General features: G+C 39.7%; 13 protein-coding genes. 9 read left to right on the top strand and 4 right to left on the bottom strand.

Annotated features, from left to right (window positions below; all coding sequences use genetic code 11):
* Positions 1-53: 53 nt before the first annotated feature.
* Positions 54-2,015 (bottom strand): thrombospondin type 3 repeat-containing protein, encoded by a 1,962-nt coding sequence (locus G3I01_RS10830; RefSeq protein WP_219547741.1) that lies wholly within the window; start codon positions 2,013-2,015, stop codon positions 54-56.
* Positions 2,016-2,246: 231 nt separating this feature from the next.
* Here G3I01_RS10830 and G3I01_RS10825 point away from each other — a divergent pair, with 231 nt between their 5' ends.
* The 4 genes from G3I01_RS10825 to eutC all read left to right on the top strand — a co-directional run bounded on the left by G3I01_RS10825 (position 2,247) and on the right by eutC (position 6,450).
* Positions 2,247-2,882, top strand: coding sequence for an esterase (locus G3I01_RS10825; protein WP_219547739.1), 636 nt, complete (start codon positions 2,247-2,249; stop codon positions 2,880-2,882).
* Between the two features lie 98 nt (positions 2,883-2,980).
* Positions 2,981-4,249 (top strand): Nramp family divalent metal transporter, encoded by a 1,269-nt coding sequence (locus G3I01_RS10820; protein WP_219547737.1) that lies wholly within the window; start codon positions 2,981-2,983, stop codon positions 4,247-4,249.
* A gap of 84 nt (positions 4,250-4,333) precedes the next feature.
* The gene (locus G3I01_RS10815) at positions 4,334-5,701 is read left to right on the top strand and encodes an ethanolamine ammonia-lyase subunit EutB (protein ID WP_219547735.1); all 1,368 of its coding nucleotides are present in this window, start codon (positions 4,334-4,336) and stop codon (positions 5,699-5,701) included.
* Positions 5,698-6,450, top strand: a complete 753-nt coding sequence (eutC, locus tag G3I01_RS10810; RefSeq protein WP_219547733.1) for an ethanolamine ammonia-lyase subunit EutC — start codon at positions 5,698-5,700, stop codon at positions 6,448-6,450. The genes G3I01_RS10815 and eutC overlap by 4 nt, the downstream gene beginning before the upstream one ends.
* A gap of 7 nt (positions 6,451-6,457) precedes the next feature.
* Here eutC and G3I01_RS10805 read toward each other — a convergent pair whose 3' ends face one another.
* Positions 6,458-6,799, bottom strand: a complete 342-nt coding sequence (locus tag G3I01_RS10805) for a hypothetical protein (RefSeq protein ID WP_219547731.1) — start codon at positions 6,797-6,799, stop codon at positions 6,458-6,460.
* A 107-nt stretch (positions 6,800-6,906) separates the two neighbouring features.
* Positions 6,907-8,832, bottom strand: a complete 1,926-nt coding sequence (gene dnaK / locus G3I01_RS10800) for a molecular chaperone DnaK (RefSeq protein WP_108172836.1) — start codon at positions 8,830-8,832, stop codon at positions 6,907-6,909.
* Between the two features lie 214 nt (positions 8,833-9,046).
* Here dnaK and G3I01_RS10795 point away from each other — a divergent pair, with 214 nt between their 5' ends.
* The 4 genes from G3I01_RS10795 (at position 9,047) to G3I01_RS10780 (ending at position 13,467) form a co-directional block, all read left to right on the top strand.
* Positions 9,047-10,480, top strand: coding sequence for an L-serine ammonia-lyase (locus tag G3I01_RS10795; protein ID WP_219547729.1), 1,434 nt, complete (start codon positions 9,047-9,049; stop codon positions 10,478-10,480).
* Positions 10,481-10,493: 13 nt separating this feature from the next.
* Entirely contained in the window at positions 10,494-11,183 is a 690-nt protein-coding gene (locus tag G3I01_RS10790) for a CPBP family glutamic-type intramembrane protease (RefSeq protein WP_219547727.1), read from the top strand.
* Positions 11,184-11,337: 154 nt separating this feature from the next.
* Positions 11,338-12,342 carry an alcohol dehydrogenase gene (locus G3I01_RS10785; RefSeq protein ID WP_219547724.1) on the top strand — a complete coding sequence of 335 codons (1,005 nt, stop codon included), beginning with the start codon at positions 11,338-11,340 and terminating at the stop codon, positions 12,340-12,342.
* 96 nt (positions 12,343-12,438) lie between these two features.
* On the top strand, positions 12,439-13,467 hold the full coding sequence (locus G3I01_RS10780) for a formylglycine-generating enzyme family protein (protein WP_219547718.1): 1,029 nt from the start codon (positions 12,439-12,441) through the stop codon (positions 13,465-13,467).
* Here the strand turns inward: G3I01_RS10780 and G3I01_RS10775 are convergent.
* Positions 13,464-13,925, bottom strand: coding sequence for a nuclear transport factor 2 family protein (locus tag G3I01_RS10775; RefSeq protein ID WP_219547716.1), 462 nt, complete (start codon positions 13,923-13,925; stop codon positions 13,464-13,466). The genes G3I01_RS10780 and G3I01_RS10775 overlap by 4 nt on opposite strands.
* Before the next feature lie 62 nt (positions 13,926-13,987).
* Between G3I01_RS10775 and panB the strand changes: the two genes are divergently transcribed.
* Positions 13,988-14,806, top strand: coding sequence for a 3-methyl-2-oxobutanoate hydroxymethyltransferase (gene panB, locus G3I01_RS10770; protein ID WP_219547714.1), 819 nt, complete (start codon positions 13,988-13,990; stop codon positions 14,804-14,806).
* Positions 14,807-14,846: the final 40 nt, after the last annotated feature.

Here is a 14,846-nt window from a genome sequence, read left to right as displayed (position 1 = left end):
GGAAAATAAAAAAAGCCTCCTAGTGGAGACTTTTTTTATCTATATAATTAATATTAGTTACCTGTCAAGGTCGCTTTAATTCGACTATTTTCAATAATATCATATTGCGCAGATTTCTCTACTGGAACTGAACTTCTGATAGGCTCGGTATCTATTTTGGCAACACCTCCCAGTACATTAGTATTGGTAGTATCATAAAATAAAGCGAAGTCACCTTCACCCGGTTCTATAATAGATGCACAGGCAATAGATAAACCATCAATACCTTCCATGATCGGGTGATTCCTTATAGATTCAGACGGGATCACTTTTGGAGGTGCTCCATTAAAATCCAGACAGTCTACATATCCTCCGGTATTTCGCAGTACAGCACCCATATTGATTAGAAACTGATTTTCGATAGCAATACCTGCTCCGTAATAGAGTTCATGTTCTCCCATAAAAATTATCCTACCACCTTCTGCCGCGAAGGATTTTAATGTATTGATCTCCTCAATTGTATATTGATAAGTTGGCATCACCAGCATAATGATCTTAACATCTGTCGGAATATTTGTCAAAGACCCATTAGTAGAGGAAATATCTGAAATAGTAAAACCTTCATTAGTGATCACACTTCGCATAGTTGCCCATATATCCGGACATTGTGGACAAGAGGTATTTTTTCCGGTATCGAACATAAATGTTCTACCATCATTTCTACTACCTGTGGTTGTAAAATTGACCAGGTTTTGTACAAATCTCACATTATTTGGGTCCTGCATAGAATTCTGATCGAATATGTTAGCATCATTTAGCACGACTATATCCCTTCCAGGCACCTGAATACTCTCACATCCTACTTCGTCTACTTCTACACCTGGATCTGTATCTGGACATTCATCAATATCATTTGGCACACCATCGCCATCATCATCATTCCCTGGTTCACAAGCGTCGCCAACTCCGTTCATATCTGCATCAGCCTGATCTGGATTAGGAACATTTGGACAGTTATCTTCGATATCTGGAATTCCATCTTGATCTGAGTCTACCGGGCCGTTACCCTCATCACCACAATTAATGAAAGCGTGGAAATATTCAGAGGTTTCTCCATCTTCATTTAACAGCCCTTCGATATCATTCCAGCTCCAGGTTCCACTAATGGTTTGACCGTTTGCACTACCATAATTATCTTCCCAATCTAATAATGTAGCCTCATAATATAGGTAAGGAACATCATCTGCTTCATCATTTTGAGGTCCGGGGATCGCCAAACACAGAGGATCGGCATAAAATTCACCATCTTCTCCGATCATAGGAACTTCACCAGAATATAGCGGTGTTCCATTAGCCGAAATACCATAATAAATATCAAGACTATAATTAGCAGTATAATGTCTTCCAGCATCTGAACAATAATTCGCAAAGAAACATAGCTCATAAATAACTTCAGGAGTTATATCGAAGAATTGATATCCATATAAATTCACTACCCTATCGTCAAAGCAAAGAACATCTACATTGGTATAGGTTTTAGATCCTGCTCTCAAATCCCAGCTAAATGGGAGGGGATTATCTACAAAAGCTGCATAATCACTACCAGTTTTTGGTGCCGCCCAAATAACCTCTCCAGGAGCATCATCTACATTGGTCCAAACAAGAAAATCATTCAAGGTTACTGAAACTGTATTGGAACCACCTGGAATTGGTATTTCCAGTGCATCATCATAAGCTGTAAAAAGGCCATTCTCGTCTTCCAGAATTTCGACCACTACCTCAACCGGAGTATCATCATCTCCATAAGTAAGCGAGATCTGTGCAAAACCTGGAGCCTCTTCGCTACAATCAGGAATTCCGTCTAATGACTGCCTTGTCTGCTGATTGTTAAATTGATTAAGAATAGGTCCTAAATGAACTACGGCCACATCTTCACTGATCAAATCATCTGGAGATACCTTATCATCCTTGCTACAGGAAAATACCAGTACTGCCAGAAATGCAATTAGGAATTGTTGAAATTTGAAATTTTTCATAATTATAAATATTGAATGGTTAATAACAAAACACTAGATAATCATTCAATACCAATGGTATCGATTGATTTCGCAGGGGGAATTAGTAGGGTTTTGGAAAAGTATAGCTCCTCGTGAGGTATAGTAAATGGATTCAGGAGGGCATCTTGTACAAAAATATATGAAGATAGAAGACTATCTAATAGGTGATTTCCCTAGTTTTGATATTATTACCACACAATTTAATGGTCTATGATAAAAGAAAATTCAGTTTCCTATACTTCAACTAACACCTATCAAACTCTTAATGAATTAACTGAAAACACTAAAACTGTCTGGCTTGTATTTCATGGGATTGGATACCTGAGCAAATACTTTCTCAAGTATTTTAAACATTTGGACAAGCAGGAGAATTATATAATTATCCCGCAGGCACCTTCAAAATATTATTTAAATGGAGAATACAGGCATATTGGCGCTTCATGGCTTACCAGAGAAAATACCGAATTGGAGATCGAAAATGTATTGAATTACCTGGATGCAGTTTATAAAGCTGAAGGCATATCTAAAATTGAAAATCTTAATATTATGGGGTATTCGCAGGGAGTTTCAGTAGCTACAAGGTTTATCGCCAGAAGAAATATTAGATGTAAGAACCTTATCATGCATTCCGGAAAAGTTCCACAGGAATTAACAGCAGATGATTTTAAGTTTCTTGATAGGACAAACTTCAGTTTTATTTATGGAACCCAAGATGAATATCTTAAATCTGGAATAGTCAAGGTAGAAGAAGCCCGGCTCAAAGATCTATTTCCTAAAAACCTTGAGATACTTACCTTCGAAGGCGGACATGAAGTAAACACTCAATTGATCTCGAAATTTGCTTAATTTGACTCTCTAGTGATCCTGTCCCGATGTTTCGGGAGTTTCAGGAACTTTCTGGAAGCTGAATCAGGTTCAACTAGACTTATATATTCATTTTTTCAATGCAATTAAAAAGTAATACTAAAACCTCAATTTTTAAAACTCTAGGTCCCGGATTTCTACTGGCGGGCGCTGCCATTGGGGTATCACACCTGGTGCAGGCTACCCGTGCCGGAGCAGATTATGGCTTTTTGTTACTTTGGGTCCTCATCCTGGCTTGTATCACCAAATATCCGTTCCTGGAATTTGGTCCTCGTTACGCCGCAGGTACCGGTAACCATCTTATTTCCGGCTATAGGAAACTGGGAAAATTCCCTTATTGGACCTTTATAATAATTACTGTGGGCAGCATGTTTATCATTCAGGCTGCAGTGACCATTGTTACTGCCGGCCTTGCTGAAAGACTGTTTGGAATGGGTTGGTCCTCGTTCACCTGGAGCTTCATAATAATTGGAATTTGTATAGGTTTGTTACTTATTGGTAAATATCCGGCACTGGACAAAACCATGAAAGTTATAGTAAGTCTTTTGGGTTTAGCCACTTTAACGGCCGTGATTCTGGCATTTGGTGAAGGAAGACTTGATAACGCATTAAGTATCGAAGCTCCAGAAGTATGGAACAAAGCAGGCATTGCCTTTATAATTTCGTTTATGGGATGGATGCCTATCCCCCTGGATGCATCCGTCTGGCATTCCATCTGGACCAGAGAAAAAGCATTAGGGAATAAAAAGCGCACTAGTCTCAAAGAAGCATTTTTCGATTTTAATGTTGGGTACCTCGCTGCAGCGATCATCGGACTTCTTTTCTTCCTGATGGGTGTCCTGATCATGTTTGGAAGCGGAACCACCTTTTCCGGAAACGGAGTGGAATTTTCAGGTCAGCTTATAGATCTCTACGGAAAAACTTTAGGCGACTGGAGTAAGCCAATTGTAGCTGTTGCAGCATTTATCGCTATGTTCTCCACTACCCTGGCAGTAACCGATGCTTTTCCCCGCGTGCTTTCAGAGATTTTTGCTGAGCATCCTAAAAAGGGGAAGTCAGAAACAGAAAGGAAATGGAAAAATTATCGGATCAACGTTTTTTTGATCCCTGGTTTATCCCTGATTATACTATTCTTCTTTACCGCCTCATTTACAATCTTGATAGATTTCGCTACAGCCCTTTCTTTTCTCTCAGCTCCTTTTATTGCATGGTTCAATTATAAACTAGTAACCGGAGACCAAATGGCGCAAGAAGACCGACCTTCAAAAACATATAGAATTTTCAGTCTACTGAGCCTTTTGATACTTATACTTTTTAACCTTGTTTATATTTACACCTTGATTTCCTGAAATATTAAATAAAGGCAAAACTCTAATTTTCAGCCCTCAATATAGTTTTCATTTAGTAAATTCAATTATTCTGAATATAACTAGATGGCCTATAAATTCACTCTTCGCGGTAAAAGCTATGTTTTTAAAGACCTGAAGACGGTGATGGCGAAAGCTACACCTGAAAGGTCTGGCGATGCAATCGCTGGAATTGCTGCGGAAGATAACAAAGAGCGTATTGCAGCGCAGTATTGTCTTAGTGAAATTCCACTGAAAACATTCCTCGATGACCTGGTGATCCCCTATGAAAAGGATGAAGTTACCCGGTTGATAATCGATGATCATAACGCAGAAGCCTTTAAACCAATATCGAGTTTTACGATTGCTGAATTCAGAGATTACCTTCTTTCCTATGAAGTAGATGGTGCGACTTTAAAAGATCTCTCTTCTGGATTGACTCCTGAAATGGCCGCGGCTGTATCCAAGATCATGAGAAATCAAGATCTGATATCCGTAGCTCAAAAGATCGAAGTGGTCACCAAATTCAGAAATACAGTTGGTAAAAAAGGGCATTTTTCGGTGCGATTACAGCCGAATAATCCATCTGACGATCCCAAAGGAATTGCGGCGAGTATTATCGACGGACTCATGTATGGATGTGGTGATGCGGTGATAGGCATTAATCCTGCTTCAGATAACCCAAAGGAAGTCTCAAAATTATTAAAACAACTGGACGATTTCAGGCTACAATATGAGATCCCAACTCAGAATTGCATTCTCAGCCATTTGACCACCACACTGGAAATAATTGAAAAAGCCCCGGTAGATCTCATTTTTCAATCTATCGGCGGGACCGAAAAAACGAACTCCTCTTTTGGAATTGATCTGAAATTACTTCAAGAAGCTTATGAGGCCGGTAAGGAATTAGATCGTGGCACCATCGGAAACCAGATGATGTATTTTGAGACTGGACAGGGTTCCTCTCTTTCTGCCAATGCTCATCATGGAGTAGATCAGCAAACTCTTGAAGCTCGGGCTTACGCAGTGGCTCGAAAATTTGATCCTTTCCTGGTAAATACAGTAGTCGGTTTTATAGGTCCTGAATATTTATATGATGGGAAACAAATCATACGGGCTGCATTGGAAGATCATTTCTGCGGAAAATTACTCGGCTTACCTATGGGCTGCGATGTTTGTTATACCAATCACGCTGAAGCCGACCAGGATGATATGGATTCTCTGCTGACTCTCTTAGGTGTAGCCGGCTGCAATTATATCATGGGCGTACCCGGAGCAGATGACATCATGCTGAATTATCAGTCAACTTCCTTTCACGATGCCATGTATCTTCGAAAAGTTCTGAATAAACGTCCTGCCCCGGAGTTTAAGGAATGGCTGCTCAAAATGGGGATTTTTGACGAGCAGGGAAATCGAAAAGAGCTCAAGGAGCAAATGCTAAAACTGAATTCATGAGTAAGGAAATCTCAAATAAAAGCTATTTGCAAAAAGATCCCTGGGAAAACCTGAGATCACTTTCAAAAGCCCGGATCGCTTTGGGAAATTCCGGTGGCAGTTTGCCAACCAAAGAAGTTCTAAGTTTTCAGGAAGATCATGCCTTTACGAAAGACGCTATTTATTCAGATCTAAAAGAAAAAGAATTATTAGAACAGCTTCAGGAATTTGACCTTCCGGTTTATCAATTTCAAACCAAAGTTTCTGATAGAAAAGAATATTTAAAACGCCCGGACTTTGGAAAAAAGCTGGTAGAAGATACCAAGACTGAAAAGAGTAATTTTGATATCCTTTTTATTCTCACCGACGGACTTGCTGCAGATGCAATTAATGAAAGAGCGATTCCGCTTCTCAAAGAAATTATTCCCCAACTGAATAATTATAAAATAGGTTTATGTCTTGTAAAATATGGCCGTGTAGCCATTGGTGATGAGATCGCTGAAAAAGTCGGCGCGAAATTCACGGCAGTTTTAATTGGCGAAAGGCCCGGACTTTCTTCTCCTAAAAGTATGGGGATCTATACTACCTTCGATCCAAAATCGGGAATCACAGATGAACGCCGAAACTGCATTTCCAATATTCATGAAAATGGATTGAGTATTGAAAGAGCTTCAAAATTACTTCAATACTTTATCAAAGAATCTTTTCGAAGAAAGTTAAGCGGAGTAAAGTTAAAAGCTGATTTATCAGATCAGATAGACAGGAAGTAAAAATCCTCTATTCTGAACAGGTATAAATTTTTTCATCCTTATCGGCCTGGTCATTCAGGTATTCATTACTTTCTTCAGCAGTGAGATTTGCTACTACTTCACCATCGCAATTATAAAATTCAAGCATAGCCTGGAAATTCACCCGGGGATCTGTAATTAGTTGATAATAGACGGTTTCTCCATTATAATTCCCCTTAAAAATTGATACCTCGATCGAACAATCTTCATCAATTTCTGCTTTAAACTCATTGAACCAGGTTTTACTTTCAGCATTTGTACAACCTTGAAAATCGTCATCTGAACAGGAAAAAAATGAAAGACAGGTAATAAGGCACAAGATCTTTTTCATTATTGGATTTTTTATTTAGATACAATTAATCAAATAAGGTTGCGTATAAAAAATAAAAAAGCCCCGCATTTCTGCGAGGCTTTCTCAAATTTATTGTGATTCAAAGATTACTTCACTTCTTCGAAGTCTACATCCTCTACATCATCTCCACTCTTGGCGTCTCCACCTTCAGCTCCGGTTGCACCTTGTTGTGGTCCACCTGGCTGTCCGTTTGCTCCACCCTGAGCTTCTGCCTGTGCTTTATACATTTCTTCTGAAGCAGTTTTCCATGCCTCATTGATCTTGTCTAAAGCAGGCTGAATAGTTTCAACTTCTTTAGTTTCATAAGCTTTCTTAAGCTCTTCCAATGCTTCCTCGATTGGCTTCTTCTTCTCATCAGAAAGTTTATCACCAAATTCTTTCAGCTGCTTTTCAGTCTGGAAGATCATTGCATCAGCTTCGTTCAGCTTATCAACTTTCTCTTTTGCTTTCTTATCAGCATCAGCATTCGCTTCAGCCTCTTTCTTCATTTTTTCGATCTCTTCTTCTGTCAATCCTGAAGAAGCTTCGATACGAATATCCTGAGACTTACCTGTCGCTTTATCTGTCGCGCTTACTTTAATGATACCGTTAGCATCAATATCGAAAGTCACTTCAATTTGAGGAGTTCCTCTTGGCGCTGGTGGAATTCCGTCTAAGTGGAATCTACCAATTGTCTTATTATCTGCCGCCATTGGACGCTCTCCCTGAAGTACGTGGATCTCAACAGAAGGCTGATTATCTGCCGCTGTAGAGAAGGTCTGTGACTTCTTGGTTGGGATCGTAGTGTTCGCTTCGATAAGTTTAGTGTTTACTCCTCCCATAGTTTCAATACCTAGAGAAAGTGGAGTAACATCTAGAAGCAATACATCTTTTACATCTCCTGTAAGTACACCACCCTGGATAGCTGCACCAATTGCTACAACCTCATCGGGGTTTACACCTTTAGAAGGCTTCTTACCAAAGAATGCTTCTACTTCTTCCTGGATCTTAGGAATACGGGTTGATCCACCAACAAGAATTACCTCGTCGATATCACTTTTAGAAAGACCTGCATCGCTAAGAGCTTTTTTCACAGGCTCCATAGATCTTGTTACCAATTCTGAAGCTAATTGCTCAAACTTAGAACGAGTGATAGTCTCTACAAGGTGCTTTGGTCCGCTGGCAGTAGCAGTAACATATGGAAGGTTGATCTCTGTTTGAGAAGATGAAGATAATTCGATCTTCGCTTTCTCTGCAGCTTCTTTCAAACGTTGAAGCGCCATAGGATCTTTTCTAAGATCTATGTCTTCAGCTTTCTGGAAATTATCTGCAAGGTAATCGATCAATACTTCATCAAAGTCATCCCCACCAAGGTGAGTATCACCATTAGTAGAAAGTACTTCAAATACACCGTCACCTAGCTCAAGAATAGAAATATCGAAAGTACCACCACCAAGGTCATACACAGCGATCTTCTGATCCTGAGATTTTTTATCCAATCCGTAAGCAAGTGCTGCTGCGGTTGGCTCGTTAATAATTCTTCTTACTTTAAGACCTGCGATCTCACCAGCTTCTTTTGTTGCGTGACGCTGAGAGTCATTAAAATATGCAGGAACGGTAATAACCGCTTCGGTCACATCCTGTCCAAGATAATCCTCAGCAGTTTTCTTCATTTTTTGAAGTACCATTGCTGAAAGTTCCTGTGGAGTATAAAGACGACCGTCGATTTCTACACGTGGAGTATCATTATCACCTTTCTTTACGGTATAAGGTACTCTTCCCGCTTCTTTTGAAGATTCAGAATACTTATTCCCCATAAATCTCTTTATAGAAGAAATAGTTTTCTGTGGGTTGGTTACTGCCTGACGTTTTGCAGGATCACCAACTTTTATCTCGCCACCTTCTACAAATGCGATAACAGAAGGTGTAGTTCTTTTTCCTTCGGCATTAGGTATCACCGTTGGCTCGCTACCTTCCATTACGGCAACGCAGGAGTTGGTGGTACCCAAGTCAATTCCAATTACTTTACTCATAACTATATAACTTGTTTTTTACGTTAGTTTATCAATTTTACAGTCACTAGAAGTCAATCATTATGCCAGCGCAATTCTTCTGACAGACTGTCACTTTTTTGAAACACCTTGTCATCACACACATTTCACAAAAAAGGAGGCCCATATAATTTCCTCGATTTTTGATGGGCAGCATTAACAAATCCTTATTTTTGTCTTCAAATTTTTACTCTGAATGCGAAAAATTGAATGTATTAGCGTTTTTGACATGCTGAAGGTTGGCGTAGGCCCTTCCAGCTCACATACTCTTGGCCCTTGGAGAGCTGCCCAAAGATGGATTGGCGAACTTAAGAAAAAAGATAAATTTGATGATGTCGAGAAGATACATGTAGATCTTTATGGATCGCTGAGCCTTACTGGTAAAGGGCATGCTACAGATATCGCTACTCTATTAGGTCTTTTAGGGCACGATCCTGTGACCATGGATATTACCATTCTTGAGTCAGAAATTGAACGGATAAGAGAAACGGGGAAACTTTTACTGAACGGTGAAAGAGATATTGAATTTAGTATTGCTGAAGATATCAAATTCAACCGTAAGTTCTTAGAATTCCACCCTAACGGAATGACCTTTAGAGCATGCCTCTATAATGGTAAAAAATCTTCTTCTTCCTTTTACTCTATTGGTGGCGGTTTCGTGGTTAAAAAAGAACGAAAGAATGCCAGCAAGAAAATGAAGAATTTTCAGGCCTTCCCCTTCCCTGTTGAAAAAGCGACAGAGCTTCTGGAATATTGTAAAGCCGAGAACAAACCAATTTCAGAGATCGTTCTCGAAAATGAGCGTTCCCTTAGAACAGATGAAGAGATCGATGCCGGATTCAAAGAGATCTGGAAAGTTATGCTGGAGTCTATGTATATAGGTTGCCATACTGAAGGAACCTTACCCGGAGGCCTTAACGTGAAAAGAAGGGCCTTTGAAATGCATCAGCGTTTGATAGGGGAAACAAATTATAGCAGTGTAGATGACTGGATTCCTGCCATCAGGCAAACCGAGGTGAAATTCCGTCAGATATTAAAGTGGGTAAGCTGCTTCGCCTTAAGTGTAAATGAGGTAAATGCTTCCCTGGGTCGTGTGGTTACAGCTCCTACTAATGGTAGTGCAGGAACTGTACCGGCTGTGTTAATGTATTATATGGTTATTGAAAACCATGATGCAAGCTATGAGGATATTAAGAAATTTATGCTGGTAGCTGGCGAAATTGGAAGTCTTTTCAAAAAAGGAGCTACCATTTCAGCAGCCATGGGTGGTTGCCAGGCAGAGATAGGTGTATCGTCAGCAATGGCAGCAGGAGGACTTACAGAACTTATGGGAGGAACTCCAGAGCAGGTTCTTATGGCCAGTGAGATTGCCATGGAACATCATCTAGGACTTACCTGTGATCCTATTGGCGGCCTAGTACAGGTTCCATGTATAGAAAGAAATGCCATGGGCGCTATCAAAGCAATCAATGCTGCTGAAATCGCGATGGAAAGCGACGCCAGCAGGGCTAAAGTTCCACTTGATAAGGTTATTGAAACCATGTGGGAAACAGCTAAGGATATGAATAAGAAATATAAAGAAACTTCTGAAGGTGGACTCGCAGTTAAGGTTAGCCTGAGCGATTGCTAAACGGAATACAAATTTGAATTTATTAAGGCAGAATAATCTTGAATTAAAAGTAAAAAACCTTATCAGGAATTTTGCTTTAATGATCCTGTGTTATTTTCTCTTCTTTATAGGCCTTCAAGTTTTAGATGTTTTGATATTTGACCTGAATTTTCAGAAATATGAGCAAATAGAGATCTTGAAAATTCTGGAAGAAAGTCCATTACAATTCATTTTCCTGGCTGCTGTTGCCGCTCCAATTCTAGAGGAAAGTATATTCAGAAGTGTCTTAAAACCATCTGCCTCAAGCTTAAAACTTTTTATCTGTGCCATCCTGTATATCATTAGCACATTGTTCATTCCTGAAGACGCTCACTGGCTCCTTAAATATGCTCTTGTATTTGGTAGTTTGTTCTTGTGCTATTATGCGTTGGGAGAATTAATCCCGCCAAGGTTCTACAAATATGCCTGTTATTGGCTCCACAAGTATTATCTAATCATCTGGATCGCAGGTTCCATTATTTTCGGTTTTGTCCACATTTATAACTATGTAGACAGCTTTCAATTGGACCTTGTCCTTATTATGATGATCTTTCCCAGGATAATCGCAGGATTCTTCTTCGGCAAGATCAAACTGGAAAATAAAGAAATGATCTGGCCTATTTTAATGCATAGCATGAATAATTCTATGGTACTTATCATCCTACTCCCCTTTACATTATCTTAATTAACAAAGCCTTATAGCTTTTTACGCTCTTCATTTCGTAACTTCTGCTTCCAATAAAATAAATATGAAATGAGCCTTTTGAAAATTTATTTCTATCCAGAAACTTTTCAGGCGAATCGCATATGACCTTTAAAAAATCAAATATTAAAAACATATGAAAGCAGCAGTAATAGAAAAAGCAGGAGGAGATTTCATCATTAAAGATGTTGATAAACCAAGCCCTTCTGAAAATGAAGTTTTGATCAAAGTAGAAGCATGCGGAATTTGTCATAGTGATAATTTTGTAAAAGCCGGTGGATTTCCTGGACTTGAATATCCAAGGATTCCGGGACATGAGGTTGTTGGGATAGTGGAAGAAGTAGGTGAAAATGTTTCTAATTGGGAAAAAGGTCAGCGTGTGGGTGTAGGCTGGCATGGAGGACATTGTTTTGAATGTGAGCCCTGTAGACGCGGAGATTTTATTAACTGCCAGAATGGTAAAATAAACGGAATATCTTATGATGGTGGTTATGCTGAATATATGACCGCTCCCAAAGAAGCCGTTGCTGCAATTCCCGATGAATTATCATCTGCAGATGCCGCGCCATTACTATGCGCAGGTATTACCGTATATAACGCACTAAGAAATTCAGGAATAAGAGCCGGTGATGTGGTCGCAGTTCAGGGAATTGGAGGATTAGGACATCTTGCTATCCAATATGCCTCAAAAATGGGAATGAAAACTGTAGCCATTTCCCATAGCGATGATAAAAAAAGCCTTGCGGAAGATCTTGGAGCTCACCACTTCATTAATACCGGGGAAAAAGATGGTGCCGAAGAATTACAGAAACTAGGAGGTGCTAAATTGATTCTAGCCACCGCACCACATAGCGACGCTATTTCGGCAGTTGTAGACGGGCTGGGCATTGATGGTAAACTATTAATGGTTGCCGCAACCGGTGAACCCATCGAAGTTTCACCTATGCAGCTCTTAATGGGCAGAAAATCTGCTGCGGGTTGGCCAAGCGGAACCGCGATAGATTCTGAAGACACCTTAAATTTTAGTGCCATGACAGGCACTAAACCAATGATAGAAGAATATCCACTCGATAAGGCAAATGAAGCCTTTGAAAAGATGATGAATAATAAGGCAAGGTTCAGAGTGGTTTTAAAACCATAAATTTCGAATGCTAGCCTATTAAACCGGAAAGTCAGATTATTGATTTTCCGGTTTTTTTATCATTATATTTGAGGCTTAATTTTCAAATTACAAGCCTTGAAACTTAAGCTGATCACGCTAGTTTTTTCCAGTATTTTAATACTCGCTTCATGTGGTGACGACAAAAAATCGAAACCTATTCAGGTGATTGATCAAGTCCCCGAAAAGGATTTTGGTGACTACCATAAAAATTATCTTAGGGAGATCTCATTTATAGACACCAGGGCAGATTCCTCTTCCACATCTAATATGGTTAAGCTTTCTGGAGGTAGCTTTATGATGGGAGGAAATAGCAATCAGGCCCGCCAGGATGAATTTCCGCGACATAAAGAAAATATTAATCCTATCTGGGTAGATAAGACCGAAGTGACCAACGCTCAATTTCAGGAATTTGTAGACGAAACTGGTTATGTAACCACCGCTGAACGCTCTTTCAAAATTAAGGGGAAGAAATATGAAGCCGGTGCCTTGGTTTTTGATCCTTATAATCCTGAATGGTGGTGGAAATTCGTAAAAGGCGCGAATTGGCAACACCCAACAGGACCTGATAGTGATATTGAAGGAAAAGAAAATTACCCGGTAGTCCAGGTATCATGGTATGATGCAATGGCTTATGCTAAATGGGCCGGCAAAAGACTTCCTACCGAAGCTGAATATGAATATTTTAACCGGGCAGGTAACGACACGCTTATTTATCATTGGGGAAATGAATTTGAAAAAGCTCCTGAAATGGCCAATTTCTTCCAGGGGAATTTTCCCAGACAGAATTCGGTTGAAGATCATTTTGAAAAAGAAGCCCCGGTAATGTCTTATCCGGCCAATGACTTCGGATTATATGAAACCTCAGGGAATGTATGGGAATGGTGCTTTGATACTTATTACCCCGATGCTTATTCGAGGCTCGATAAAAGAACCGATGGATATTTTAAGGAATTCGTGAATATGGAACAGCAAAAGGTAATTCGAGGCGGATCTTTTCTCTGCAGCGAAACTTATTGCACAGGTTATAGAAATGCAGCCAGGATGAGTTCAGCGCCAGACACCGGATTGGAACATACCGGTTTCAGATGTGTAAAGGATATCTAATCACAGTTTTCCTTAGTCCTGGTATCTATCAAATAAGTGATCTTCCATACATCATTAAACTTTACCAGCTCAAAACTGTTCACTCCGCAGTGGCTTAAATTTCCATTATAATAAAAGGAATAAGGCGTGGTAACTGTAGCCAGAAGACCGTTCTCTTCAATTCTAAACTCATGCAATTTCTCTTGAAAGCTAGCTTCCGCAGGAATTGACGCGATGCTTTTTATAAATTTTGAATAATCATCTGTACTCAGTTTTGTATTCCCTTCGGCATCCATTGAAACTGATTGAAGTATGGTCCCTTCCACCGCAAAATTTTTAAGTTTCACAGTGTCCTGAGCATGAAATGCTTCAAAGAAATCAAGCACTAATTGTTTAGGGCTGTCTGAAGATTTTTCAGCCTGTGCAAAAACGGTCATATTGATAAGAAAAAAGGCAACTGATAAGATTCTTTTCATCATGAAAGTAGTTTTGAATGTGGCTCACGAATTTACTACTTTTACTCAAATTTAAAATCAACCCAATGTCAGTTGCCAAAAAGGAATACAAACGTATCACCACAAAGTCTCTTGTAGACATGAAATCTAACGGAGAAAAGATCAGTATGCTTACGGCATACGATTTTACCATGGCTCAAATTGTTGATGGTGCGGGGATAGATGTGATCCTTGTTGGTGACTCTGCCAGTAATGTTATGGCTGGCCATGAAACTACGCTTCCTATTACCCTGGACCAGATGATCTATCATGCTACCAGTGTAGTTAGAGCTATTAATCGTGCCCTGGTTGTTGTAGACCTGCCTTTCGGAAGTTATCAGAGTGACCCTAAAGAAGCTTTAAGGTCGGCCATCAGGATCATGAAAGAAAGTGGAGGTCATGCGGTTAAACTTGAAGGCGGAAAAGAAGTAAAGGAAAGCGTAAAGCGTATTCTCCATGCTGGGATCCCGGTTATGGGACATTTAGGGCTCACCCCGCAATCAATCTATAAGTTCGGAACCTATACGGTTAGAGCTAAGGAAGATCAGGAAGCAGAGAAATTGAAATCTGACGCTAAGATGCTCGAAAAAATGGGTTGTTTTGCATTGGTTCTTGAGAAAGTCCCAGCTAAACTGGCCCAAGAAGTTGCGGAAAGCCTTACTATTCCTGTTATTGGTATTGGTGCCGGTAATGGCGTTGATGGACAGGTTCTGGTTATTCATGATATGTTAGGAATGACCCACGAGTTCAATCCAAGGTTTTTAAGACGGTACGCCGATTTGCATGCTGAAATGACCAAAGCATTTGAAAATTACAGAGATGATGTGAAAAGCAAAGCTTTTCCATCAGATGACGAACAATACTAAGTTAGAAGTTAGCAAGCTGAAAGTTAATAATTACTAAGAT

Origin of the sequence: Gramella sp. MT6, from assembly GCF_019357415.1 — a bacterium.
Taxonomy (GTDB): domain Bacteria; phylum Bacteroidota; class Bacteroidia; order Flavobacteriales; family Flavobacteriaceae; genus Christiangramia.
This window is presented reverse-complemented; position numbering and strand designations above follow the sequence as displayed.